Origin of the sequence: Mycobacterium sp. (assembly GCF_049608025.1) — a bacterium.
Taxonomy (GTDB): domain Bacteria; phylum Actinomycetota; class Actinomycetes; order Mycobacteriales; family Mycobacteriaceae; genus Mycobacterium.
Genome location: NZ_JBMYXC010000007.1, coordinates 55,647 through 78,735, shown reverse-complemented (window position 1 = coordinate 78,735; position 23,089 = coordinate 55,647). Strand labels below are relative to the sequence as shown.

21 protein-coding genes and 1 tRNA gene are annotated in these 23,089 nt (G+C 65.7%); 16 read left to right on the top strand and 6 right to left on the bottom strand.

Annotated features, from left to right (window positions below):
- Nucleotides 1-18: 18 nt before the first annotated feature.
- The 6 genes from ACPGXI_RS04345 to ACPGXI_RS04320 all read left to right on the top strand — a co-directional run bounded on the left by ACPGXI_RS04345 (nucleotide 19) and on the right by ACPGXI_RS04320 (nucleotide 5,775).
- Entirely contained in the window at nucleotides 19-984 is a 966-nt protein-coding gene (locus tag ACPGXI_RS04345) for a nucleoside triphosphate pyrophosphohydrolase (RefSeq protein ID WP_526650171.1), read from the top strand.
- A 419-nt stretch (nucleotides 985-1,403) separates the two neighbouring features.
- On the top strand, nucleotides 1,404-2,135 hold the full coding sequence (locus tag ACPGXI_RS04340; RefSeq protein WP_526650169.1) for a lytic transglycosylase domain-containing protein: 732 nt from the start codon (nucleotides 1,404-1,406) through the stop codon (nucleotides 2,133-2,135).
- 112 nt (nucleotides 2,136-2,247) lie between these two features.
- Nucleotides 2,248-3,537, top strand: coding sequence for a phosphopyruvate hydratase (gene eno / locus ACPGXI_RS04335; protein ID WP_526650167.1), 1,290 nt, complete (start codon nucleotides 2,248-2,250; stop codon nucleotides 3,535-3,537).
- Nucleotides 3,538-3,540: 3 nt separating this feature from the next.
- On the top strand, nucleotides 3,541-4,341 hold the full coding sequence (locus ACPGXI_RS04330; protein WP_526650165.1) for an FtsB family cell division protein: 801 nt from the start codon (nucleotides 3,541-3,543) through the stop codon (nucleotides 4,339-4,341).
- A complete protein-coding gene (locus tag ACPGXI_RS04325; RefSeq protein WP_526650163.1) occupies nucleotides 4,334-4,825 on the top strand; it encodes a DUF501 domain-containing protein in 492 nt (163 codons plus the stop codon). Before ACPGXI_RS04330 ends, ACPGXI_RS04325 begins: the two co-directional genes overlap by 8 nt.
- Entirely contained in the window at nucleotides 4,822-5,775 is a 954-nt protein-coding gene (locus ACPGXI_RS04320; protein WP_526650161.1) for a Ppx/GppA phosphatase family protein, read from the top strand. Before ACPGXI_RS04325 ends, ACPGXI_RS04320 begins: the two co-directional genes overlap by 4 nt.
- 20 nt (nucleotides 5,776-5,795) lie before the next feature.
- Here the strand turns inward: ACPGXI_RS04320 and ACPGXI_RS04315 are convergent, their stop codons facing one another.
- Complete coding sequence (locus ACPGXI_RS04315; RefSeq protein ID WP_526650159.1) at nucleotides 5,796-7,727, bottom strand: propionyl-CoA synthetase; 1,932 nt, start codon at nucleotides 7,725-7,727, stop codon at nucleotides 5,796-5,798.
- A gap of 36 nt (nucleotides 7,728-7,763) precedes the next feature.
- Here ACPGXI_RS04315 and ACPGXI_RS04310 point away from each other — a divergent pair, with 36 nt between their 5' ends.
- The gene (locus ACPGXI_RS04310; protein ID WP_526650157.1) at nucleotides 7,764-8,630 is read left to right on the top strand and encodes an alpha/beta fold hydrolase; all 867 of its coding nucleotides are present in this window, start codon (nucleotides 7,764-7,766) and stop codon (nucleotides 8,628-8,630) included.
- Nucleotides 8,631-8,682: 52 nt separating this feature from the next.
- Here ACPGXI_RS04310 and ACPGXI_RS04305 read toward each other — a convergent pair whose 3' ends face one another.
- Nucleotides 8,683-11,064, bottom strand: coding sequence for a bifunctional diguanylate cyclase/phosphodiesterase (locus ACPGXI_RS04305; RefSeq protein ID WP_526650155.1), 2,382 nt, complete (start codon nucleotides 11,062-11,064; stop codon nucleotides 8,683-8,685).
- A 286-nt stretch (nucleotides 11,065-11,350) separates the two neighbouring features.
- On the opposite strand from ACPGXI_RS04305, the gene ACPGXI_RS04300 reads away from it, so the two are divergent.
- From ACPGXI_RS04300 to ACPGXI_RS04275, 6 genes are all read left to right on the top strand, one after another.
- Nucleotides 11,351-11,424, top strand: a tRNA-Leu gene (locus tag ACPGXI_RS04300).
- A gap of 18 nt (nucleotides 11,425-11,442) precedes the next feature.
- Nucleotides 11,443-11,742, top strand: a complete 300-nt coding sequence (locus ACPGXI_RS04295) for a hypothetical protein (RefSeq protein ID WP_526650153.1) — start codon at nucleotides 11,443-11,445, stop codon at nucleotides 11,740-11,742.
- Nucleotides 11,739-13,511 (top strand): diguanylate cyclase domain-containing protein, encoded by a 1,773-nt coding sequence (locus ACPGXI_RS04290; protein ID WP_526650151.1) that lies wholly within the window; start codon nucleotides 11,739-11,741, stop codon nucleotides 13,509-13,511. Before ACPGXI_RS04295 ends, ACPGXI_RS04290 begins: the two co-directional genes overlap by 4 nt.
- Nucleotides 13,512-13,797: 286 nt before the next feature.
- Nucleotides 13,798-14,163: an STAS/SEC14 domain-containing protein gene (locus ACPGXI_RS04285; RefSeq protein ID WP_526650149.1), complete on the top strand. Its 366-nt coding sequence runs from the start codon at nucleotides 13,798-13,800 to the stop codon at nucleotides 14,161-14,163.
- A gap of 206 nt (nucleotides 14,164-14,369) precedes the next feature.
- The gene (locus tag ACPGXI_RS04280; protein WP_526650147.1) at nucleotides 14,370-15,710 is read left to right on the top strand and encodes an SLC13 family permease; all 1,341 of its coding nucleotides are present in this window, start codon (nucleotides 14,370-14,372) and stop codon (nucleotides 15,708-15,710) included.
- The gene (locus tag ACPGXI_RS04275; RefSeq protein ID WP_526650145.1) at nucleotides 15,707-16,201 is read left to right on the top strand and encodes a universal stress protein; all 495 of its coding nucleotides are present in this window, start codon (nucleotides 15,707-15,709) and stop codon (nucleotides 16,199-16,201) included. Before ACPGXI_RS04280 ends, ACPGXI_RS04275 begins: the two co-directional genes overlap by 4 nt.
- Before the next feature lie 173 nt (nucleotides 16,202-16,374).
- On the opposite strand, the gene ACPGXI_RS04270 is transcribed toward ACPGXI_RS04275, so the two are convergent.
- A complete protein-coding gene (locus tag ACPGXI_RS04270) occupies nucleotides 16,375-16,827 on the bottom strand; it encodes an META domain-containing protein (protein ID WP_526650143.1) in 453 nt (150 codons plus the stop codon).
- Between the two features lie 219 nt (nucleotides 16,828-17,046).
- Here ACPGXI_RS04270 and ACPGXI_RS04265 point away from each other — a divergent pair, with 219 nt between their 5' ends.
- Nucleotides 17,047-18,069 carry a methyltransferase gene (locus tag ACPGXI_RS04265; RefSeq protein ID WP_526650224.1) on the top strand — a complete coding sequence of 341 codons (1,023 nt, stop codon included), beginning with the start codon at nucleotides 17,047-17,049 and terminating at the stop codon, nucleotides 18,067-18,069.
- An 11-nt stretch (nucleotides 18,070-18,080) separates the two neighbouring features.
- On the opposite strand, the gene ACPGXI_RS04260 is transcribed toward ACPGXI_RS04265, so the two are convergent.
- The 3 genes from ACPGXI_RS04260 to ACPGXI_RS04250 all read right to left on the bottom strand — a co-directional run bounded on the left by ACPGXI_RS04260 (nucleotide 18,081) and on the right by ACPGXI_RS04250 (nucleotide 21,110).
- Nucleotides 18,081-19,112, bottom strand: coding sequence for a YhjD/YihY/BrkB family envelope integrity protein (locus tag ACPGXI_RS04260; protein WP_526650141.1), 1,032 nt, complete (start codon nucleotides 19,110-19,112; stop codon nucleotides 18,081-18,083).
- Between the two features lie 77 nt (nucleotides 19,113-19,189).
- Nucleotides 19,190-20,479, bottom strand: a complete 1,290-nt coding sequence (locus ACPGXI_RS04255) for a H(+)/Cl(-) exchange transporter ClcA (RefSeq protein WP_526650139.1) — start codon at nucleotides 20,477-20,479, stop codon at nucleotides 19,190-19,192.
- Nucleotides 20,480-20,690: 211 nt separating this feature from the next.
- Nucleotides 20,691-21,110 (bottom strand): DUF6632 domain-containing protein, encoded by a 420-nt coding sequence (locus tag ACPGXI_RS04250; protein WP_526650137.1) that lies wholly within the window; start codon nucleotides 21,108-21,110, stop codon nucleotides 20,691-20,693.
- Between the two features lie 307 nt (nucleotides 21,111-21,417).
- Between ACPGXI_RS04250 and ACPGXI_RS04245 the strand changes: the two genes are divergently transcribed.
- Nucleotides 21,418-22,122 carry a ZIP family metal transporter gene (locus ACPGXI_RS04245; protein ID WP_526650135.1) on the top strand — a complete coding sequence of 235 codons (705 nt, stop codon included), beginning with the start codon at nucleotides 21,418-21,420 and terminating at the stop codon, nucleotides 22,120-22,122.
- Nucleotides 22,119-22,997: an alpha/beta fold hydrolase gene (locus ACPGXI_RS04240; protein ID WP_526650133.1), complete on the top strand. Its 879-nt coding sequence runs from the start codon at nucleotides 22,119-22,121 to the stop codon at nucleotides 22,995-22,997. The genes ACPGXI_RS04245 and ACPGXI_RS04240 overlap by 4 nt, the downstream gene beginning before the upstream one ends.
- The last annotated feature ends 92 nt before the right edge of the window (nucleotides 22,998-23,089 follow it).

Below are 23,089 nucleotides of genomic sequence, written 5' to 3'. Positions count from 1 at the left end.
CCACACGGGACGGAGAAGATGACGGTCGTCCTGGTCGACCCCCGCCGCCCGGCGCTGGTTCCTATCGACGCGATCGGGCTGTTGACCGGTGACGTCCAGTACACCGAGGAAATGCCGATCAAGGTGCCGTGGTCATTGCCGTCGGCTCGCCCGGCATACGAGGGCGACCCCGCTTCGGTGCTGCTGTCCTCTGATGCCGACCATCCCTCAGTGGCAATGCGTGTCGCGGCGGGAGAGCGGGTGATCTCCGTGGCCGCGCCGCAGCCCGGGGAGCGCCTGGTGGACGCAGTGGCACTGATGGACAAGTTGCGCACCGCCGGCCCCTGGGAGAGCCGGCAGACGCACGATTCGTTGCGGCGTTATCTGCTGGAAGAGACCTATGAATTGTTCGACGCGGTGCAAGGCGGCGACCTTTCCGAGCTGCGCGATGAACTGGGAGATGTGTTGCTGCAAGTGCTCTTTCACGCTCGCATCGCAGAGGATGCAGCTGAGAACCCGTTCAGCATCGACGACGTCGCCGACGCGCTGGTCCGCAAGCTCGGTAACCGCGTTCCCGCTGTACTGGCCGGAGAGTCGATCACGTTGGAGGACCAGCTGGCTCAGTGGGAGCAACGCAAGGCCGCTGAAAAGGGCACGAAACAGATCTCCGGTGCGCCTTCAGCCATGGACGACATCCCCACCGGACAGCCTGCCTTGGCTCTGGCGCAGAAGGTGCTCGCCCGCGTAGCGACGGCCGGAATGCCGGCGGAGTTGATCCCGAACACGATCACGTCGGTCTATGTGTCCGCCGATGTCGACGCCGAGAACGCGTTGCGCTCGGCAGTTCTGGAGTTCATGGACGATGTGCGCGCCGCCGAGCGATCGGTGGCCATGGCCCGTAGGGCCGAGGTCGTTGGGGGGCTCGACGAAGCGCCGGCGCCGATCGGTGAGGGCGAATGGTTGACGCACTGGCCGTCGGAGGCGGCTGAGGCCGAATTCGGGTAGTGGTTGCCCCGGGTAGTCGCGGTGCCCCGGGCAGTCGGGCAGTTAGGTAACGCCGCGGCGATTCGGGCGACGATTTGTCGCCGTGGCGTCACGCAAGTTGGCTGAACCCGACACCAGTGCTCCCAGGACACCAGCCGAACGAGGACCAGTGGATCGGGCAGCGGCTCGTCCTGGCTGTTGACTTCACCGAACTGTAACTTTCCACGCCGAAGTCGAGCTCCTCGAACTCGGCGGTGTTAGCCATCGAACCTGCTCGCCACTAGGATCGTGGGACCTTACTTTGGCTTACCAAAGCGAGGCCTGCCTTACCTTACTTTCGTGGGTCAGCGTGAATGAACGGCCTGCCGTGACCGTCGTTGAGTCCCGTGTCCCGAGACGCGTGGAATCATGGAGTCATCCAGAGTGCTTTAAGGAGTCCGGTGACGCGGGTGCGTTGGCTGCAGGCGATGGCCGTGATTGGCGCGACAGCGCTGCTCATGGCCTCGAGCTGTTCATGGCAGCTGGGGACTCCCATTCCTGAAGGCGTGCCGCCTCCGCCAGGTGACCCGGTGCCGCAGATCGACACCTACGCCGAGGGGCGGCCCGCCGATCAGCTCCACGAGTGGGCGTCCGAACGTGCGCCCTCGTTGAGAATCCCGGTGACTGCGCTGGAGGCGTACGCCTATGCAGCCCGGGTGGCCGAGGTGGAGAACCCCGACTGTCATCTGGCGTGGACCACGCTGGCAGGCATCGGCGAGGTGGAAAGCCATCACGGCACCTATCGTGGCTCGACTATCGCAGCCAACGGCGACACTTCGCCGCCGATCCGCGGCGTTCTGCTGGACGGCACCAACGGCAACCTGGAGATTCTGGACCACGACTCGGTCAGCCATGACGGGGAGGAGCCCTACGTTCGCGCCATGGGGCCGATGCAGTTCATTCCGGAGACGTGGGCGCTCTACGGCGTCGACGCGAACAACGACGGCGTCGTCAGCGTTGACAACATCGACGATGCGGCGCTGTCGGCGGCGGGGTATCTGTGCTGGCGCGGAAAGGACCTGTCGACACCGCGAGGCTGGATGGATGCCCTGCGCGCCTACAACCATTCCGACCAGTACGCCCGGAATGTTCGAGACTGGGCCAAGGCCTATGCCGGCGGACATGCGCTCTAAGTGCGCCCGCCGACCACGCACGCTCTAGGCTCAAGGCCGAGCCCTTTTCAGAGCCCCGTTTGTAGAGCCCGTTTGTAGAGCCGTTTCGGCCAGACGCACCAGGGAGGCAACAGTGCCCATCATCGAGCAGGTCGGAGCCCGCGAGATCCTCGATTCTCGGGGAAACCCGACAGTTGAGGTCGAGGTGGGCCTGCTCGACGGCACCGTGGCCCGTGCCGCGGTCCCGTCGGGCGCTTCGACCGGCGAGCACGAGGCTGTTGAGCTTCGCGACGGGGGATCCCGCTACCTGGGCAAAGGCGTGGCGAAGGCTGTGGAGGCGGTTCTCGACGAGATCGCCCCCGCGGTGATCGGACTCGGCGCCGACGAGCAGCGGCTGGTCGATCAGGCGCTATTGGACCTGGACGGAACCCCTGACAAGTCCCGTTTGGGCGCCAACGCGATCCTGGGTGTGTCGCTGGCAGTCTCCAAGGCTGCGGCGCAGTCGGCCGAGTTGCCGCTGTTCCGCTACATCGGTGGGCCCAACGCGCACATCCTTCCGGTGCCGATGATGAACATCATCAACGGCGGCGCGCATGCCGACACCGGCGTCGATGTCCAGGAGTTCATGATTGCCCCGATCGGCGCCCCGAGCTTCAAAGAGGCGCTGCGCTGGGGCGCCGAGGTGTACCACGCACTCAAGTCGGTGCTCAAGAAGCAGGGGTTGGCCACCGGCCTGGGTGACGAGGGTGGCTTCGCGCCAGACCTCCCCGGCACCAGGGCGGCTCTGGACCTCATCGGATCGGCGATCGAGGCAGCCGGGTTGAAGGTGGGAGGCGACGTGGCCCTGGCGCTCGACGTCGCGGCGACCGAGTTTCACACCGAGGGCACCGGCTATGCCTTCGAAAAGGACGTCCGCACCGCCGAGCAGATGGCGTCCTTCTACGAAGGCTTGATCGCCGACTATCCGCTGGTGTCCATCGAGGATCCGCTGTCGGAGGACGATTGGGACGGCTGGGTGGCAATGACCACCGCCATCGGCGACAAGGTCCAGATCGTAGGTGACGACCTGTTTGTCACCAACCCCGAGCGGCTCGAAGAAGGCATCGATAAGGGTGCCGCCAACGCCCTGTTGGTGAAGGTGAATCAGATCGGCACCCTGACCGAGACGCTCGACGCGGTGGCCCTGGCCCACAACAGTGGGTATCGAACGATGATGAGCCACCGCAGCGGTGAGACCGAGGACACGACGATCGCCGATCTCGCGGTGGCCGTCGGCAGCGGCCAGATCAAGACGGGCGCCCCGGCCCGTAGTGAGCGGGTCGCCAAGTACAACCAGTTGCTTCGCATCGAGGAGGAGCTTGGCGACGCCGCCCGCTACGCGGGTGACCTGGCCTTCCCGCGATTCAATCCGGAGGCCAAATAGCCCGTGCCCGAAGCGAAAAGGCCCGATCCGAGGCGACGGTCTGCTGCGGACGCAAAGAGCAAGAAGGCTCCAGCGTCCCGGCCCGGTAAGTCAGATGCCGGGCGGGGCAAGCCGCGGGGGAGCCCATCGATACGGCGCGAGCCCCGAAGCGCGGAGTCGCGGCCGGGTAAGGAGATTGCCAGAGCCGGCGAGATCTCGAACGGCGACGGCCTCCAAGAGGATCCCGACCTTCACGATGGTTCGGGCGGCTCCGATGTCGCGGGGGGTTCCGGTGGCGTGGCGGCCGGGGATTCGATCCGCGATTCCATCGCTGCAGCGGCGGAGCGGGCCTCCGAGCAGCGATTCGGCTCGGCCGCGCGGCGGGCCGCGATTCTCGCGGCGGTCATCTGTGTGTTGACCTTGACGATCGCCGGGCCGGTGCGGACCTACTTCGCGCAACGCACGGAGATGACGCAGCTCAAGGCATCCGAAGCCCAACTGCGCGAACAGATCACAGAGCTAGAAGAGCAGAAGGGTAAGCTCGCCGACCCGGTGTTCATCAGGGCGCAGGCGCGTGAGCGGCTGGGCTTCGTGATGCCGGGCGAGATTCCGTATCAGGTGCAGCTACCCCCCGGTTCCGGGGTGCCCGGCGCGCCTTCGGACTTGTCGGCTCCGGTGAAAAGCGGCGACCCGTGGTACACGGCGCTATGGCACACCATCGCCGATGCGCCGCACGGTGTTTCGCCAACAGTTCCGCCCAATTCGCCCGGTGCATCGGGCGTGCCCGAACCTGTCAACCCCAGCCCGACTCAGCCCGGTGGTTGAGCGATCCGATCTCGACGCGGTCGCGCGGCAGCTGGGTCGCGAGCCCCGCGGCGTGTTGGAGATCGCCTACCGCTGCCCCAACGGCGAACCCGCAGTCGTGAAGACGGCATCGAAACTTCCTGACGGAACGCCGTTTCCGACGCTGTACTACCTGACCCATCCGGCACTGACGGCAGCGGCCAGCCGACTCGAGTCGTCGGGTCTGATGCGGGACATGACCGATCGCCTGGCCCGAAGCCCCGAGTTGGCAGCGGCCTACCGTCGTGCGCACGAGTCGTATCTGGCAGAACGTGACGCGATCGAGCCGCTGGGTACGACGTTCTCGGGGGGTGGAATGCCCGACCGAGTCAAATGCCTACACGTAGTGATCGCTCATTCATTGGCGAAAGGACCGGGTGTGAACCCATTCGGTGACGAGGCGTTGGCGGTGCTGGCGGGGGAAGCAGGCATGGCCGGAATTCTGGAACGGGAGCACTGGTTATGACGGGCGAGCGAGAAGCGAGGATCGCCGCGGTGGACTGCGGAACCAACTCGATTCGACTGCTCATCGCCGATGCCGTCGATGGCCGGTTGGCCGATGTGCACCGTGAGATGCGCATCGTGCGACTTGGGCAGGGCGTTGACGCGACCGGACAATTCGCGGCAGATGCGCTGGCACGCACGCACGCGGCGTTGTCCGACTACGCCGAACTCATGCGCCGTCACGACGTCGCCGCTGTCCGCATGGTGGCGACCTCCGCCGCCCGCGATGTCTCCAACCGCGAGGCGTTCTTCGCGATGGCCTCCGAGGTGCTCGGCGCCGTCGTGCCCGGTGCGGTGGCAGAGGTCATCACCGGTGCCGAAGAAGCCAGGCTGTCATTCCACGGTGCCGTCAGTGAATTAGACGTATTTGCAGCGCCGTTCGTTGTGGTGGACCTCGGCGGCGGCTCCACCGAAGTGGTGCTGGGTTCTGAGGATGTGGTGGCCGGCCACTCGGCCGACATCGGTTGCGTGCGCCTCACCGAGCGCTGCCTGCGCTCTGATCCGCCCACCGATGAAGAGGTCGCCGCCGCTCGCACCGTCGTACGCGATGCGCTTGCCGCCGCACTGCGGCACGTGCCTGTCGAGCGGGCCCGAACCTGGGTTGGGGTCGCGGGCACCATGACGACGCTGGCCGCTCTTGCGCGGAAGATGACCGCATACGATCCCGAGGCTATCCATCTGTCCCGGATCGGGGTCGGCGATCTCTTGGACGTGTGTGCCGATCTCCTGTCGATGACGCGCGAGAAGAGGGCCGCCCTCGGGCCGATGCATGAGGGCCGGGTGGACGTCATCGGTGGGGGCGTGATCGTCGTGCAAGAATTGGCCGCCGCGCTAGCTGAACGAGCCGGCATCGACGAACTGGTGGTCAGCGAGCACGACATCCTCGACGGGATCGCCCTGTCCATCGCCTGAGGCGTCGTCATGAATCTCTGTCATGACCGCAGAATCGGCGTGAGCGGCTCCAGGACTGCGGCGTCCTCGATAGTCGACGGAACCGGCTCGTCGCGGCCAGCGGCAATCCCACGCATCGTCTTGCGCAGGATCTTGCCCGACCGCGTCTTCGGGAGTGCGGGGACAACGTCGACAAGCTTGAACGCGGCCACCGCGCCGATCTCGTCGCGCACCAGCCGCACGAGCTCGTCGGCCAGTCCGTCGGTCGGCGCGCCCGCCTTGAGGACTACAAGACCTCGCGGAACCTGCCCCTTGATCTCATCGGCCACCCCGATCACCGCGCACTCCGCGACGGACGGGTGCGTGGCGAGCACCTCCTCGATCGCGCCCGTCGACAGACGGTGTCCAGCCACGTTGATGACGTCGTCGATTCGGCCCATGACGAACAGGTAGCCGTCCTCGTCGAAGTGCCCGCCGTCGCCGGTCAGGTAGTAGCCGGGGTGGCGGGACAGATACGACGCCTCGAAGCGGTCGTTGGCATTCCACAGCGTGGGCAGCGTACCGGGCGGCAACGGCAGACTGATACAGATGGCGCCTTCCTCGCCGGGCTGACAGCCGCTCCCGTCTTCGCGCAGAATATGTACGTCATAGCCGGGCATTGGAACAGTGGGGGAACCCGCCTTTACCGGAAGGCGTTCGGTGCCTACCGGATTGGCGGCTACCGGCCACCCGGTCTCGGTCTGCCACCAGTGGTCTATCACCGGGATGCCGAGCTTGTCGGCGGCCCAGTAGTAGGTGTCGGGATCGAGTCGCTCGCCGGCCAGGAACAGATACTTCAGAGCCGACAGGTCGTGGTCGGCCAGGTGCTGGGCTTCGGGGTCCTCCTTGCGAATCGCCCGGATCGCCGTCGGCGCCGTGAACATCGCCTTGACGCCGTGCTCGGCGGCCACCCGCCAAAACGCCCCGGGATCGGGTGTGCCGACAGGCTTTCCCTCGTAGAGCACCGTCGTCGCGCCCACCAGCAAGGGCGCATAGACGATGTAGGAGTGGCCCACCACCCACCCCACATCAGAGGCAGCCCAGAACACATCGCCGGGCCCGATGTCGTAGATATGGCGCATGCTCCACAGCAACGCGACCGCGTGCCCGCCGTGATCCCGGACGATACCTTTGGGCTTGCCGGTGGTTCCCGAGGTGTAGAGCACGTACAGCGGGTCGGTGGCGGTGACCGGTACCGACTCAGCGGGCGTGGCGCCTGCCATCACATCGACCCAATTCAGGTCGCGCCCTTCGACGAGGTCGCAGCGGAGTCGATCACGTTGCACCACAACGCAATATCGGGGAGGGTGGGAAGCCATCGCTATCGCGGCGTCGAGCATCGGCTTGTATTCGGTCACCCGTGCTGCCTCGATCCCACACGATGCGGACACGATCACCGTGGGGCGGACGTCGTCGATGCGCACTGCCAGTTCGTGCGGTGCGAAACCGCCGAACACCACCGAGTGAACTGCGCCCAACCGCGCACAGGCCAGCATGGCGATGACGGCCTCGGGGATCATCGGCAGATAGATGACAACCCGGTCGCCCTTGCCGATGCCGAGGTCGCGTAGCGCGCCGGCGAACCGCGCGGTCTGGTCGAGAAGCTCGGCGTAGCTATAGGTGCGCTTGGTATCGGTCACCGCGGAGTCGTAGATGAGCGCGGGCTGGTCGGCACGCCCGCCCCAGCCGATCCCCGGATCGCCGTGCGCTCCCGCGCGAGCCGAAGGTGCCCCCGGCCCATCGGCGACGTGACGGTCCAGCGCGTTCGCGCACGTGTTGAGCTCGGCGTCGGGAAACCAGCGGTAGAAGGGTGGGTGACTGTCGTCGATAATGCGCCGCGGGGGCCGGGTCCACGTGATGTCGACGGCCGCATCGGCCCAGAAGGCCGTGGGATCGTTGATGCTGTCGGAGAAGAGATCGCGGTACCTGGGCATATCAGAACCGTAATCCTTCCGATTACGCTCAGGGGCATGACGAACCAACCCCCGCCGATCGAAGGTGTCCGCAGAAGCTTTGTGACAGCGCGGGGGGTCCGATTCCACGTGACCGAATCCGGTCCGCCGGACGGCCGGCCGGTCCTTGCTTTACACGGCTGGCCGCAGCACCACTGGGTGTACCGGGATCTGCTGGCCGACCCGCCGCCCGGGTTGCGCATCATTGCTCCCGACCTGCCCGGCTACGGCTGGTCGGGCCCGCCGCCGCACCGGTGGGCGAAGGAAGACGTGGTCAGTGATCTCATTGCGCTGATGGACGCCCTGGGTCTGGATCGGGTGCTGCTCGTCGGCCATGACTGGGGCGGCTTCATCGGCTATCTGCTGACCTTGCGGGTGCCTGAGCGGATCGAGGGCTATCTGGTGCTGAACATGGCCCACCCATGGGTTCCGCCCAAGGTGCTGGCCCGTCACGCATGGCGGCTACTGATGTACCAGCCGCTGATCGCGATCGCAGGGGTGCCGGTTCAACGGCGCACCGGGTTCCTGGATCGGGCCTACCGGGCGGCCTCGGAGATCGACCCCCAGACTGCTCGCGTGTACACCGAACGGTTTCGGGATCCCGTCGTCGCCCGCACCGGGCGGGACACCTACCGGACCTTCCTGTTGCGCGAGGTCCCGAACGGGATGCGTGCCGGTGAGCGACGGCGCTCGACGGTGCCGACTCGTGTGTTGTTCGGCAAGGACGACTCGGCGGTCGCCCCGCAGCTCGCCGCGGCCGAAACGGCCCGTGCTGACGACTACACCGTGGAAGTCGTCGACGGTGGTCATTTCATCGTCGACGAGCAGCCAGATCTGGTGCGCGCCAAATTGATCGCGCTGGCCGAGGAGACGGCCACGGCATAGCGCTCCCGTACCCGCACAGGGTGGTACCGCCCCGCCTCCACCGGGATGTTGATCACGCAACAATCGGCTTCGGCTTGCCGAACAGATACCCCTGCGCACGATCTGCGCCCGCTTCGGCAAGCTTCTGCAGCACCGCCTCCGACTCGACCCCCTCGGCGATGGTGGTCAGTCCGTAGGTCCGCGCGACAAAGACGATGGTGTTGACGACGCGCTCGTCATCGCGATCCGCGAGCATGTTCTGGACAAAGCTGAGATCGATCTTCAACCCGTAAAGAGCGAGATTCCGCAGTTCGGTGAATGTGCCGTAGCCGGTCCCGAAGTCGTCGAGAGCAACCCGGCAGCCCCGATCCCGCATGCTCACTGAAAACGCCTTGGCTATCGCGGGCGATGCAAGAGCCGTCGTCTCGGTGATCTCGAAGACGATCCTGCCGGTTACCTCGGGTCCCGCGGTGGTGAGTGCATCGAGGATCTCGCTCATTGTCGTTGCGTCGGTGATGGTTTGGCCGGTGATGTTCACGCACACGTGCCGGCCGCCACGCGCCAGGTCGATCGCGCGTCCGGCCATGTATCGGTCGATGACAGGCATTAATCCGTGCCGCTCGCACTGCGGAAGAAATTCACTCGGGGGCAGGACATCGTCGTTGTCAACGTCGCGAAGCCGTACCAGCAACTCTTCTTGGACCGTCTCCCTGGTCGCGATGGTCACGATTGGCTGCGAGTAGACCAAGAGTCGGCCATCGCCTATGGCTGCACGGATACGTTCCTGCCACTGGGCGCGTTCGGCGGCTTCCTGTTCGACTTTCTTGCGGTGGGTGATGTCCGTTCTTATGGTGACCAACTCTTTGGTTTGTCCGGCGGCATCGTGCAACGGAAATCGCTGGGTCATGACTGAGATGTTCTCTAGCCCACGCGCGATCGACTCTTCCTCGAGAGCGATGTCCCCGGCGCGAAGTTGAGTCACCGCAAGTTGTGAGCGTCGAAGAACATCGGGCGGAAGGATCTCCTCCTCGGTTCGCCCTACCACCTCCTCAACTGACTTCTGCCCGAACAACTGGCAGAAAGCATGGTTGACCAATGTGAACCGATCCTGCAGGTCGCCTACCGAGATGGCCGACGGCGTCTTTCCCACCACTGACTCGAACCGTTCCTTCTCGGCCTTGAGTTGACGCTGCGCCCCGACCTGCTCATCGACGATTCGCATCGACCCGATCACCCCATCGGTATTGCCTTCAGCGTCGATATAGGGCTTCCCGCGGCAGTCGACCCAGTGACATCCGCCATCGGCAGTCATGATCCGGCAGCGAGGTGTGGCGACCGCCTTTTCGGCGGCGATGTCCTGCAAGGCGGTGACCAGGATGCCGACCTCGTCGGGGTGGACGTAGGTGAGCAAATTCGAGCCGATCCAGCGATCACGGGGCCACCCGAACGCGGCTTCCACCGAGGGCGAGACCCACACCACGCCGGAACCTCTCACATGAAGGACGACGTCTACGGCGTTGTCGGCCAGAATGCGATACCGCGCCTCAGCCTCGGCTCGCTGGCGGCTCAGTAGTTCCGATTCGATCAACAGCTTCTGCTCGTGCTGGATCAGGTAGAACGCGGCCAGGCCAACCACGACTGTGCTGATCGATACCGAAGCGACCCAGGCCTCGTCGTTGGGTAGGCCGAGGTTCAGGAAGGCTCCGCGTGACAGCGCGATGAGAATCGGTGGGCCGGCGAGGATGGCCACCATCCGAATCAAGGTCCAGCCGTCGGGCCGAGCGAGTAACCAGGCGAGCGGATTTCGGTCCTGGCGGGTCGCGAAGACCGCAGAAACGAGCAAGAGAAAGGACACGGCCGTCGTGATCGCCATACCGGTTGACCGGGTGATCCCGACAAGTGCCAGAGCCTGGAAGAGGTAGGTCGCCAGGACGACAAACGGCAACGCGACAGCGGCCACCAGACTTGTCGCCCAGGCCACCGGCACCCTCGTGCGGTTCAGATGGGTAAGCCCAACACCGAACGCCAGCAGCAGAACCGAGAGCCCGGTATGCGGGCTCGGACGGCCTGGCCAGGATGACTGAAACGTTCGCATCGTGCCGGGGAACCAGAGCTGATCCAGGCCGAACGACGTGCCGGTCGCGTATTCGGCGAGGAATGCCCCAGCAAGGAGACCGGCGACCGCGGCCAAGCCAACCCCGGCCCACACTCTGGCGTGTGACGGACGGCCCGTCTGTATCAGGACCGCAAGCCCCAACGTCGCCAGGAGCGCAGCCGTCCAAGGTGTCATCTGCGGCCAGGCGGCAGCGCCCCGGGTCAGGGTATCGATGCCGCTCGACCAGCCCACGAAAGTCACGGCGGCGACGCCGAGCACCACGAGGGCAGCGGCGCGCGCCCACCAGAGGAGTGCAGCTTCGAGCCGGGCAGGAGAGTGATGTGGCGCCGTCGTGGGCACGTCAACTCCCTCTCGCTGGATGGCCCGCGGTGCACGGAGGCTCCGCGGCGGGATGTTCCTCTCCGATCAAAGCAGTCTCCTGGGTGCTGACGCGCCCTTTCTCCTACCATTGCTCAGATCGAAGTCACCCGCCGCTGGGTGAGTATCGGCGGGCAAGTCGGTCTCGGCTGCACGAGGTCGGCATAGACGGGGCAAGTACCGCGGGCGCTGATGCACACCACAGCCTCGTCGGCGATAGTCGAGGGGATAACGTCAAGGTCGTGCAGGGCGTGCTCTGAGCTGCAACGCCCCCATAGCCCAATTGGCAGAGGCAGCGGACTTAAAATCCGCACAGTGTGGGTTCGAGTCCCACTGGGGGCACGGGAAACGCACTAGCCCATGACTGCTTCAGTAATTTTGTTGCGCTACACCCGCACCGAAAGTCCGGCGAGAGTCCGGCGAGAGTCCGGCGAGAGTCCGGCGAAGCCCGCGGAGGCCCCGTCGGACTGGCAGACAAGGCGTGGCGGACAACGATTGGTGGACAACCGGCTGGCCATGTGGCTGGACGTCGTCACCGCAGTGGGGCTGCGCTGGGTCGACATCCAGGCCAAGATGGGTAGGCACCGGGAAAGGCGGCTTCGGTACCCCGCACCGCAGTATGTTGGCTGGATAGCCGGGAGGGGTTTGACGTGGCAATGACTGCGCCAGGGCGCTCCCCGGTGGAAGCGGCGCTGCTCTGGTGGGCACGCGCAGCCGCTGTGACGGTACTCGTCACCGCGGCGGCGAATGGGGTCGGTTGGGCCACCGGGATCGACCGCTTGACCCGCGTTTTTGCCTCCTGGCCGCAGATGACGCCATGGACGGCGCTGCTGCTGGCTGGATTGGCGGTGGCCGTGCTTGCGCAGTCGGGGCGCTCGTCGGGGAACCAGGTGGCAGCCGGACGCGGTCTGGCGGTGGCTGTTGGAGCTCTTGCCGTGATCTTCCTCGCGGAGTACGCGACCGGCAGGTCTTTCGGTCTGGATCAGCTGTTGTTCCCCGACGCGGTAGGGACCATGCAATCCTGGCCGGGCCGTCCCAGCCCGCAGACCGCGTTGTCGGTGCTGCTGCTGTCAGTGGCAGTCGGACTGACCCGCATCGATCGCCGGTGGTCCGCCCCGGCATGGGTGGTCAGCCTGCTGGCGGCAACGGCACTGCCGTTCGTCATCTTTTCCGGGCATGCATATCAGGCTCTTTCCCTCACCGGTGTCAACCAGTCAACCGGCATGGGAATCTCCACCGCCATCGCGATAGTGTTGCTGGTCACGGCCACGTTTGCAGTTCGCGCGGACCGCAATCCGCTGGCTTGGCTGTTGGCCCGACCTGATCGCTGGACCCTGTTCCGGCTGGTCGGAATCCTCACGGGTCTTCCGCTTCTCATCGGGCTGTCGCGACCGGTGTTCCTCGGCCTGGGCCTACTCGACGATGCCGCATGGGTCCTGTCGATATCGGTGAGCACCATCGTCGTCGGTGCGGCCACGTTCTACCTGAGCCAACGCGAGCAGCGACTGCTGATCGAGAAGGAGCAGATCAGCAGAGAACGCGCGCAGGCAGAGGCCGAGCGTGCTGAGGCGGAGGCGCGGTTCCGCCTGCTGGCCGATAACGCGGTCGACGTCGTCATTCACCACCGTGGCGTCCAAGTCGTGTGGGTTTCGCCCTCGGTGGAAGCTGCGTTCGGGTGGACGCCCGAGCAGTGGCTCAGCTCAGATCTCACCGAATTCGTGTATCCCGATGACCTCGGCGCGATGGCCGCTGCGATGGCCGAGGTCGCTGACGGCGAAGTAGCTTATTTGCGGTGCCGGGTTACCACCCCTGAGGGGAAATATCATTGGGTCGATGTCCGCGGTAAGCCCTACGTCGACGCGGCGGGCACCACAGACGGAATCATTGCGGCGGTGCGCATCATTGACGACCAGGTCGAGGCAGAGCGAAAACTCGACCGAATGGCCCGGTTCGACACCTTGACCGGCCTGGTGAACCGGGCAGAAGCGCTGGCCCGCCTTGAATCAATCCTCACCGGTAACCGGACTCCCGGGACAGAGTTGGGGGTGCTGTTTTGCGACGTGGATCGTTTCAAGACCATCAACGACACCCTTGGACACGGCGTGGGGGATACGGTTCTTTGGACTGTGGCAGAACGCATCTCCGAGTGCGTCCGGCACGGCGACACCGTCGGGCGTACCGGCGGGGACGAGATGCTGGTCCTGCTGCCCGGCTTGCACAGTTTGGAGGAGGCCATTCAGATCGCGGAGAAAATTCAGGCCCGCACCGCTGCACCCATCGAAATCGCCGGCAGTACTTTCCACGCGACGCTGAGTATCGGAGCCACCCTCGCAGTCCCAGGCGAAACAGTCGTCGATGTGACTGCCCGAGCCGACGCAGCCATGTATCAGTCCAAGCATGCAGGCGGAAACACCGTTCGCGGTATTTGAATGTCGGCGCCAGCCGGGATGATCCGAAAGCGCACCGGCACTTGGAGTTGTCGGGTACCTGTGTTTCTCGTGCGGGTGACGGGAGGCTGCGGTCGCCGATCTCGGCAACCGCATCATTGCGAAACGCCCGCAAGTGACTTCGGTCCCGTCCACTCATGCCGGAGGTCACTTGCGCAACCCTGCTCGAGCGAGTGGTCTGGAGGTGAGTAGCGACAGGGTGCGGTCTTGATGTCGCGGCCGACGCGGCACCAGTCCGGCTGATCTACGACTCGAAGAAAGGGACGTCATGATCGAGATGTTGAAGGGTTTTCCTGAGAACGTCGCGGCCTACGCATGCCACGGGCACGTAACGAAGGCGGATTACGACACGGTGCTCATGCCGGATGTAGAGGACCGGTTGAGCCGGCACGAGAAGCTCCGCCTCTACTACGAGGTAGCCCCTGACTTCGATGGGTTCGATCCGGGTGCGGCCTGGGAGGACACCAAGGTCGGCCTCAGCCACTTTCTGAGGTGGGAGCGATTCGCGGTCGTCACCGACATCGAATGGATCAAGCATTCGGTGAAAATGTTCGGGTTCCTGATGCCCGGGGAGCTACGCGTGTTCCCGATCGCCGACGCCTCGCAGGCGCGGGAATGGATCGCCGCGGAATAACTCTCGGATCGGTTGCCTGCCTGCCGAATTCGTAGCAGCGTGTCCGGGTAGGAGGTGGCCGAGATGGGCCTGGACCGGCAGGTCGTGATTCCCCGCCGATGCCGACTTTCCCAACAGCGGTGAGGACATCAGGCACCGTTCCCGTGTTGGCCACCCAGGCTAGAGCCGTCTGGCGAGCGTGCGAGTATCTCTGATGTGAGTCGCCGGTGGTGAGCGGTGTGGCCGCGGAGGCGCTGGCCCTGGCTTTGGTTGCCGGCGTACTACTGTTCGCGATGTTGCAGCCCCGCGGGCTGCCAGAGGCGGCGCTGGCTGTGCCGGCGGCGGCGGTCATCGTCGTGCTGGGCATCGTGTCCCCCGCGGAGGCATTGCGCCAACTCCAGACACTCGGGCCCACCGTGGGCTTTCTGGCCGCCATCCTGGTTTTGGCGTATCTCGCTGATGCGGCGGGAATGTTCACCTGGCTGGGTGGATTCCTGGGGAAGCTCTCGGCCGGGCAGCCGGTTCGCCTACTCGGATTGGTGTTCGCCGCTGCGGCCGTCATCACCGCCGTGCTCAGTCTCGATGCGACCGTCGTGCTGCTCACACCGGTGGTTTTTCGCACGGCGGTCAGCCTCGGGTTGCGGGCCAAACCGCACGTGTATGCGTGCACCCACCTGGCAAATTCCGCATCAACACTGCTGCCGGTCTCGAATCTGACGAACTTGCTGGCGTTTTCGGCCACCGGGCTCTCGTTTCTTCAATTTGCGGCCTTGATGGGGTTGCCGTGGCTGGCCGTGATCGCGGTCGAGTACGTCGCGTTCCGGTGGTTCTTTCGAGACGACCTGCGACCGGCGCCGGCTCCCGCAGGCACCGAGTCGCACCGGGACGAAGCGCACCGGGACGAAGCGGACTGGGACAAGGAGATGGCCCCCGACAAGGAGATGGCCCGGATACCAGCTCCGCCCGTCTTCGTCTTCGCGGTCCTGGGCATCACCTTGCTCGGTTTCGGAGCTTCCGGCCTTGTCGGCGTCGAACCGGTGTGGGTGGCCGTCGCCGGGGCGGCCGTGCTGGCCGTGCGCTCCCTGATCCGCGGGGAGATCAGCGTTTCTGGGCTGGTCCGCGAAGCTTCGCCGTTGTTCTGTCTCTTCGTGTTCGCATTGGGCATCGTGGTGGCAGGGGTGACCGGCCACGGCATGGGCCGCGCATTGGGCGCGATGCTACCGACCGAACCCACCTTCGCAGGGCTGCTCGGCGTAGCGCTGATAGCGGCGGTGCTGGCCAACGTCGTCAACAACCTGCCCGCCACATTGGTGATGCTCGGCGTGCTCGGCCTCGACCCGCACCCGGGACTGGTGCTCGCCATGCTCATCGGGGTCAACGTGGGCCCCAATCTCACCTACGTCGGTTCACTGGCCACCTTGCTGTGGCGGCGGGTGTTGGCCAGGCGCGAGGCGGCACCCACCCTCACCGAGTTCCTGCGCCTGGGGGCGCTGACTGTCCCGATCGGCCTGCTGGCGGGTGTTGCCGCGCTCTGGTTCGGACTGACACTGGGAGGTGGAATGCAATGACCGCGCGGGTGGTGGCCTGGCTATCCGAAGGAACCTGGCACGCCGTCGTGGACAGCGTCGCGACGGTACTGGAAGCGGCGAACTCGTCACCGGAAGTCGTCTTGCTCTACGCGCTCGACAGCCAGGTCGGCGAAGCGGTGCACGGCGCGTTCGGCGGGCTACTCGGGCGGGGAATGCGCGAGCGTGACCCGGGCACCGCAGTCACCGACGCCGGACGCGCAGCCGCTGCGGAGCTATTGGAGGCGGCCCGACGGCGGCTGGGAGCACCCGCCGAGCTCGTGGTCCGGGCCGGAAGGATCGAGCGCGAAGTCGTCGCGGCCTGCGCGGGTGCCGACCTGCTGGTGTGTGCGCGGGACGGCGACCGGTCCCGGCTGGGGCCGCACAGTCTGGGTCACCACACTCGGTTCGTCGTCGACCACGCCCCGTGCGCGGTGTTGCTGATCTGGCCGGACGCCGCGCCCGGGCTGGCTTCGATTCCGCCCCCACCGTAGCGGCGGTAGGCGGCGACGGTGGCGCTGGGTTGCGCCCACCGGAACGCCATTCAGCCTGTCCGATATCGAGTTGGCGGCAGTGGCCGTTCCGCAGTCCGCAAGCTGTTGCCCCGGCGGCCGGTAGCCGGGCCGGAGTCGGCCTGAGCGAGGTTGGCTCCAGGGTGGTCGGCGTCCTACCCGATGGGTTGCCAGGTCAAGATGCCAGAATCGGCCAGCAGCGAGAGGTGCAATCGACCGTCCTCGATCAGGTAGGTGCGCACTCCGGCCAGTGCGGTGGACACGCGTTGGTCCAGTGATCCTGGGGGGCAGGCCATCTGGGTGATGGCGATGGGGCCGAAGGTCAGCTGGCCGGATCCGCCGGACTGGCTGGGTGTCGCCAGCCACGACCCAGATCCTCGGTTGCAGTCGATCTGGAAGGACGCCCGAGTTTCCCCCTCGGCGCCACCGTCGAATGTGACGGTGTATCGCTGCGCATCGGGCACCGGCGTGGTGCCTTGCGTGTCGTCCATCGACTGGATTTCGGTCAGCTGCCAACTCGTGTTTTCGAGGGTGGACCCAGCATCGGCCAGTGTGGTCGAGCACCCCATCAGCATCGCGACGGCGGCCGCACCGGGAGCTAGTTTCATACCGACCAACTTACCGAGATCGTTTCTCACGCAGGTGCCTTCGACACACGGCTGCCGACAGGCTCCAGACCTGGGAAGGGTTGACCTCTGGTGACGCTCCGCAGATGAGCTGAATTCGACACTGCGTATTGACTGTTCGCATTATTGAAGACTGTTGGGTGCCCCTGTGGATACGCTGGTGGAGCCAGCCTCTCATGGCGCACCGATCGGGGGATGACGATGGACGAGTTGCGGCCCGACCGAATCATGGCGATCGGTGGCGGCTATTGCGAGGCGAAAGTCCTGTTGTCCGCAGTGGGGCTCGGGTTGTTCACCGTGCTGGGGAAGCAGGAGATGACCGCGGCCGAGATCTCCGAGCGGCTGGGCCTGGTGCCGAGGCCGGCAACGGATCTCCTCGACACCCTGGTGTCGGTGGAGCTGCTGGGTCGCGACGGAGAAGGACCGCAGGCCCGGTATCGCAACACCGCTGAAACGGCGCACTTTCTGGACGAGAACAGCCCTGAGTATCAAGGCGGCCTGCTCAAGATCTGGGACGACCGCAATTACCGGTACTGGGCGGACCTCACCGAGGCGCTGAAGACGGGCAAGGCACAAAGCGAGACCAAGCATTCCGGGCGGCCGTTTTTTGAGACGCTCTACGCCGATCCGAAGCGGCTCGAGGTGTTCATGGCAGCGATGCACGCCTCCTCCAGGCGCAACTTCGAGCTGCTGGCCAAAAGGTTCCCATTTGATCGCTACGCCCGGCTGTGTGACGTCGGCGGGGCAGACGCGCTCCTGACGCGCATCGTGGCCGCCGCACACCCGCACCTGCGTTGCGTGAGTTTCGACCTGCCCGTGGTGACCGAGATCGCCGGCCGCAAACTCGTCGAGGCCGGTTTGGCCGACCGGGTAGAGGCGGTGGCGGGCAGCTTCCTGACCGACCCGCTGCCAGGGGCCGACGTCATCACGATGGGCATGATCCTGCATGACTGGGACCTCGACCAGAAACGCGCGTTGATCGCGAAAGCCTATGACGCGCTGCCCGACGGTGGGGCTTTCATCGTCATCGAATCTCTGATCGATGACGCCCGCCGCAACAACACCTTCGGGCTGACGATGTCGCTGAACATGTTGATCGAGTTCGGTGATGCGTTCGACTACACCGCTGCCAACTTTCGCGAGTGGTGCTCCGCGGCCGGTTTCCGGTCGTTCGACACCATTGCGCTCGACGGGCCGTCCAGCGCTGCCGTCGCCTACAAGTAGTCGGGCACCGGTCAGTCCTGCCGGTGGTCATCGCGGCGTCCGCTGTCGCGCTTGCGCCGGTTTCGGCGCAGCCGCCAAGGATGGTCCTGGTGGGGCCACATCCGCTCGATCTCGGCGTTGAACTCGGCGCCCAGCAGCACCGCGAACGCGGTGATGTAGAGCCACAGAACAACCGCGATCGGTACCGCGAGCTGGCTGTAGACCGCGTCATCGGTGACGCTGAACGCCAGGTAGACCCGCAGTCCGGCCGAGGCCAGTACCCACAACACCATCGCCAGCAGCGCCCCCGGTACGTCACGGCGCCAGGGAGTCCGCCACGGCACGCCAACGTGGTAGAGCGTGACCAGGCCGGCGAAGACGAGAAGGACCAAGCTGGGCCAGAACAGCAGATCGAGCATCCGCAGCGTCGTATCGGCGATCGGGTCCGGGGCCAGCCACTCCACGATTCGGGGGCCGAAGACCATCGGTGGCAGGACCGCTATCGCGCCGATGAGTGCCCCGATGGTCAGTCCCAGAGCCAGCAGGCGACGCCGCCAGCTGGGCCGCTGGTCGACGTTGTAGGCGATCGTGATCGTCTCCAGGTAGCGGTTCACCGCTCTGGACCCAGTCCAAACGCTGAGCAAGATGCCGATGGTGACCACGCTGCCGCGCGTCTGCTCGAGCATCGTATTCACCGTCCTCTCGTAGGAGGCGAAGGTCTGGTCGGACAGGAAGGACTCGGGGACCCCGAGCACCAGTTCGCGTAACTCTTGGTTGCCTTGCGGGCCCAGGGCGGCCGCGACGAAACCGAGCGATCCGATGACGGCCAAAAGGAGCGCCGGTAGCGAGATCAAGGTGAACAGGGCGGCTTCGGCCGCCAGCCCCGGAACCCGATCATCGACTGTTCCGCGGCCGGTACGTTCGATCAGCCGGCCCGCCTGCTGGACCGGTCGCGGCAGGCGGGCAAACTCTTCGGAGCCGCGCCGGTGCAAGCTTTCGCGGGCAGCTGCCGCGGGCTCCGACAGCCGCGACCACTGCTCCCGCCATCTGCTTCCCGGTGCCATCGCCCCAAGCCTAGGAGACCGAGCGAGCGCCGAGTCGGGTAGTCAGCCGGCTCGATGGGTCTTCGGCCGGCTCGAATTCATGCCGAACCTGCCGGGGGTTCTTCAGCGGGCATTCGCTTGCGGAGGCTGTCGTAGATCGGTGGTGATCTGACAACGTAGGCGGCCAGCACGGCTGCGGCGGTGGCAGCCATCATCGGGACCACCACCGACGTCGTCGCCGTCATCTCGACGACGAGGACGATCCCGGTGACCGGGGCCCGGACGGTGGCTCCGAAGAAGGCCGCCATTCCCACGAGTGCGATCGGAATCGCCAGTGCTGCCTCGTCTCCCGGCCAGAAGATGGTGAACACTCCGACGAACAGCAACCCCCACAGCGCACCGACCGCAAGCAGCGGTGCGAATAACCCGCCGGGCACCCCCGCGGAATACGACAACGGGCCGGCGATGAATCGCACCAGCAGGTAGCCGATGATGACCGGCAGAACGATGCGGTGTCCCCCGAGGATCAATTGTGTGAAGGTGTCGCCGCCGCCGACCGCGAGCGGGTAGATGAACATCGCCAGCCCGATGATGGCGCCGATGATGGTCGCCTTGGCGACCTTCGGAATGCGGCGCAACCCGCCGACGTGGTCGATGAACCACAACACCAGCCAGTTGTAGACGGCCCCCAGACATCCGGTGAGCAGACCGAATATCACGAACAGTGGCAGCCAGGACAGCGCCGGGGCATGAATGGGTTCCACCAAGAAGTCGGGCCGATTCCCCAGGATGAATCGCGAGCAGGCCACCGCGGTGACGGCTGCAAAGATGGTCGCCAACACCGTCTTGACGCGGAAAGACCTCGTCACCTCCTCCAGCGTGAACAGGGTGCCCCCGACCGGCGCATTGAAGGCGACCGCCAACCCCGCCCCGCCCAGCGCTGTCTGCATCATCCGGACTTCGGAGTCGGGTAGCTTCACCCGCCGTGCAGCCTCGGCGCCGACCGCGGCTCCCATGTGCACGGTTGGTCCCTCGCGGCCCAACACCAGCCCCGACCCGATGGCCAGCACACCGCCGATGAATTTGGCCGGCAGCAGCCGAAGCGACGGCGGCTTCGCCTCGCCGCGATAGACGGCTTCGACGTGTTGGATCCCGCTGCCCGCGGCGATCGGTATCCATTTCACGATCAAAGCGGCGAGGGTGGCCCCGGTCGCCGCGGCGGCCATTGGTACCAGCCAGCCCGGCCCTGGCAGCTGGTGTGCCCAGTCGACCAGATCCATGCGCAGGTGATCAGCTTTGTCCAGGCACCACCGGAAGCCACCGCCGATGAACCCGATGACCACCCCGGCGAGGATCGCCGTAGTGCAAATCAGTAGTGATCCCCGCATCGAGTCGTCCGGCTGTGCGCTACCGGGTGCCGATGGCGTCATCCTGCTGGGGGAGTCGGTCGGTCCTGGATCCTGCCGCCACTACTGCCGCGATGCACCCGCACCCGCCTCCTTCGCCGCCACTGATTGCCGCGTTCCGCCTCACGGCAGATGCGCGATGCCTCGAAGGAGCGTAGCCGGGTCGTGGCCACGCTACGACCCGCCGCTTCGGTCAACGAGAGTCGGCGCCAGCTGTTCGCGGTGTCTCTGCTCGTTTCAGCAGGACTGCGAGAACCGCGGCGACGATCAGCAGTGCCGGCACATCACCCAACAGATGGCCGCGCTCGTTCGCATCCGAGAGAGCCTGGACGGCCATGATCACGGCGTGCACGACGCTGGACACCACGGTGAACCAGATCAGGCTGCGGTTGGCGAGCGGATCACGGGCGGCCAGCAAAAGGAAAACGCCGAGGGTGGCGTACACACCGATGATCATTGCCAGATAGTGCGACGCGCCGTGTCCCCATGACCAGCCGGATGGCCACACCTGGGTGAGCGGGTAGATGCCGACCACGAAGATCACGCCGACCGCGGCCACCGCGACCCTCAGCAGACCCACCGGTCCGTGGTCCATTGCCTTGTCGTCGGACATCGCAGGCCGTCCTCTCGTTGTCAGTGGTCGCCGAGTGCAGCGGCGCGAATCCGCCGCAGTGTCACCCGTTCGCCGCTCCTCGATTTTCGCACCTCCAGCCGCGGTCCTTCGGTGTTTCCGGTCCTGATTAGCGGCCCTATCCCGGCAGCGCCGCCCTACATCGCGCCGTTTCTCCCACAATCGATGCGACGCGACCGACAATGTGGTGGGTAGATGGCGCGTGCTGGATATATGGCGGCATAAAGGCGGCGTAGTTGGCGGCGCACGGTTTCCGACATGACACGGGGTGATCCGCATCGATGTAGTGATGACTGCAGCCTGGCTGGTCGTGTTCCCGGTTCTGGCCGGAATCGTCGGCGCTGTAGTCGCCGTACTGCGACCGCCAACGCCGGCAGTAGTCAGCGGAGTGCAGCACTTCGCGGCGGGTGTCGTGTTGGCTGCCGTCGCCGGCGAGGTGCTTCCGCAACTGAGCGAGCGCGGTCCCCTCTGGCTCATCGTGGTGGGATTCGCCGGCGGTGTCGCGGTCCTCGTCGGAATGCGGCATCTCGCAGGCGAGGAGGGCAGCCCCGGGGCCGGCGTCCTGCCGGTGGGCTTTCTCATTGTCGTCGGCGTCGATCTATTCATCGACGGCCTGTTGGTCGGTACCGGGGCGGCAGTGTCGGCCGAGACAGCGACCATCATCGCCATCGCACTGACCGTGGAGGTGTTGTTCCTCAGCTTGTCGGTAGCCCTGCGACTCCTCGAGTCCGGAGCTTCCAGATTCGTGGCCGCGGCCATCACCGCCGGATTGAGCCTCGTCGTCGCGGTGGGAGCGATCCTGGGGGCAGCAGTACTCCGCGACGCCGGGGACGCGGTGCTGAGCCTGGTGCTCGCCTTCGCGGCGGCGGCGCTGCTGTGGTTGGTCGTCGAGGAACTGCTGGTGGAGGCTCACGAGACACCGGAGCGGCCGTGGACGGCAGCCATGTTCTTCGTCGGCTTCCTCCTACTGTTCTGCTTGGAGGCGATCGGATGACCGCTGTTCAAACCCGACAGACCGTCTGCATCGACGGCACCATCATCACGCACCGCGAGGCCGGCCACGGCCCGGCCCTGGTCATGCTGCCGGGTTGGTCGCAGACCGCGCAGGCGTTCGACGGCCAGTTGACCACGCTGTCCCGGAGATGGCGGGTAATCGCCGTCGATCACCGGGGGCACGGCGATTCATCGATTCCTGACGTCGGCTATCACCTACACCGATTGGCGGCTGATCTGCGCGAGGTCCTGATCGCTCACGATCTTGGCGATGTTCATCTGCTCGGTCACTCCATGGGGTGCGCGGTCATCTGGTCCTATCTTGAGTTGTTCGGCGACGAGCGGCTCGCCTCGCTGATTCTGGTTGACCAAATGCCCTGTGCGCTAAGAAATCCCACTTGGACAGAGGAGGTTGCGCTGGAGGCGGGTGCCACGATGGACTTCCCCGGCCTCTTCGCTATCACTGATCGGTTGCGCGGCGATGGCCCCGATCCGCGCTCCGAGTTTCTGACCGACGTGGTGTCCCAGGACATCGATGCTCACCAGCTCAGCTGGCTCACTGAGCAGAACCTCACCTTTGATCGACACCATGCCGCCGACCTACTCTTCAGTGTCGCAACCCACGATTGGCGCACGTTTATCCCGAGTATTCGCCTGCCGACGCTGGTGATCGCCGGGGACTCGGTGAACGTTCCGATCGTTTCGCAACGATGGATGGACCGGGTGCTTCCCAACTCCAGTTTCGCTCTGGTCGCAGGGGGGCATGGGGGCGGTACCCATTTCCCGTTCCTGGAGCACCCCGCAAAGTTCGACGCCGCGGTATCGGCGTTCGTGGACGCTCGCGGCGGTCGACGCACGGATGCTTCGCCGACGTGACATCGTCGGCGCGTCCCGATCGGTGGAACTGCACGCGCATCACGCTGTGGTGCGGCCCGTAAACGGTCGGCTTCGTGCGTCCGCCGGGCTCA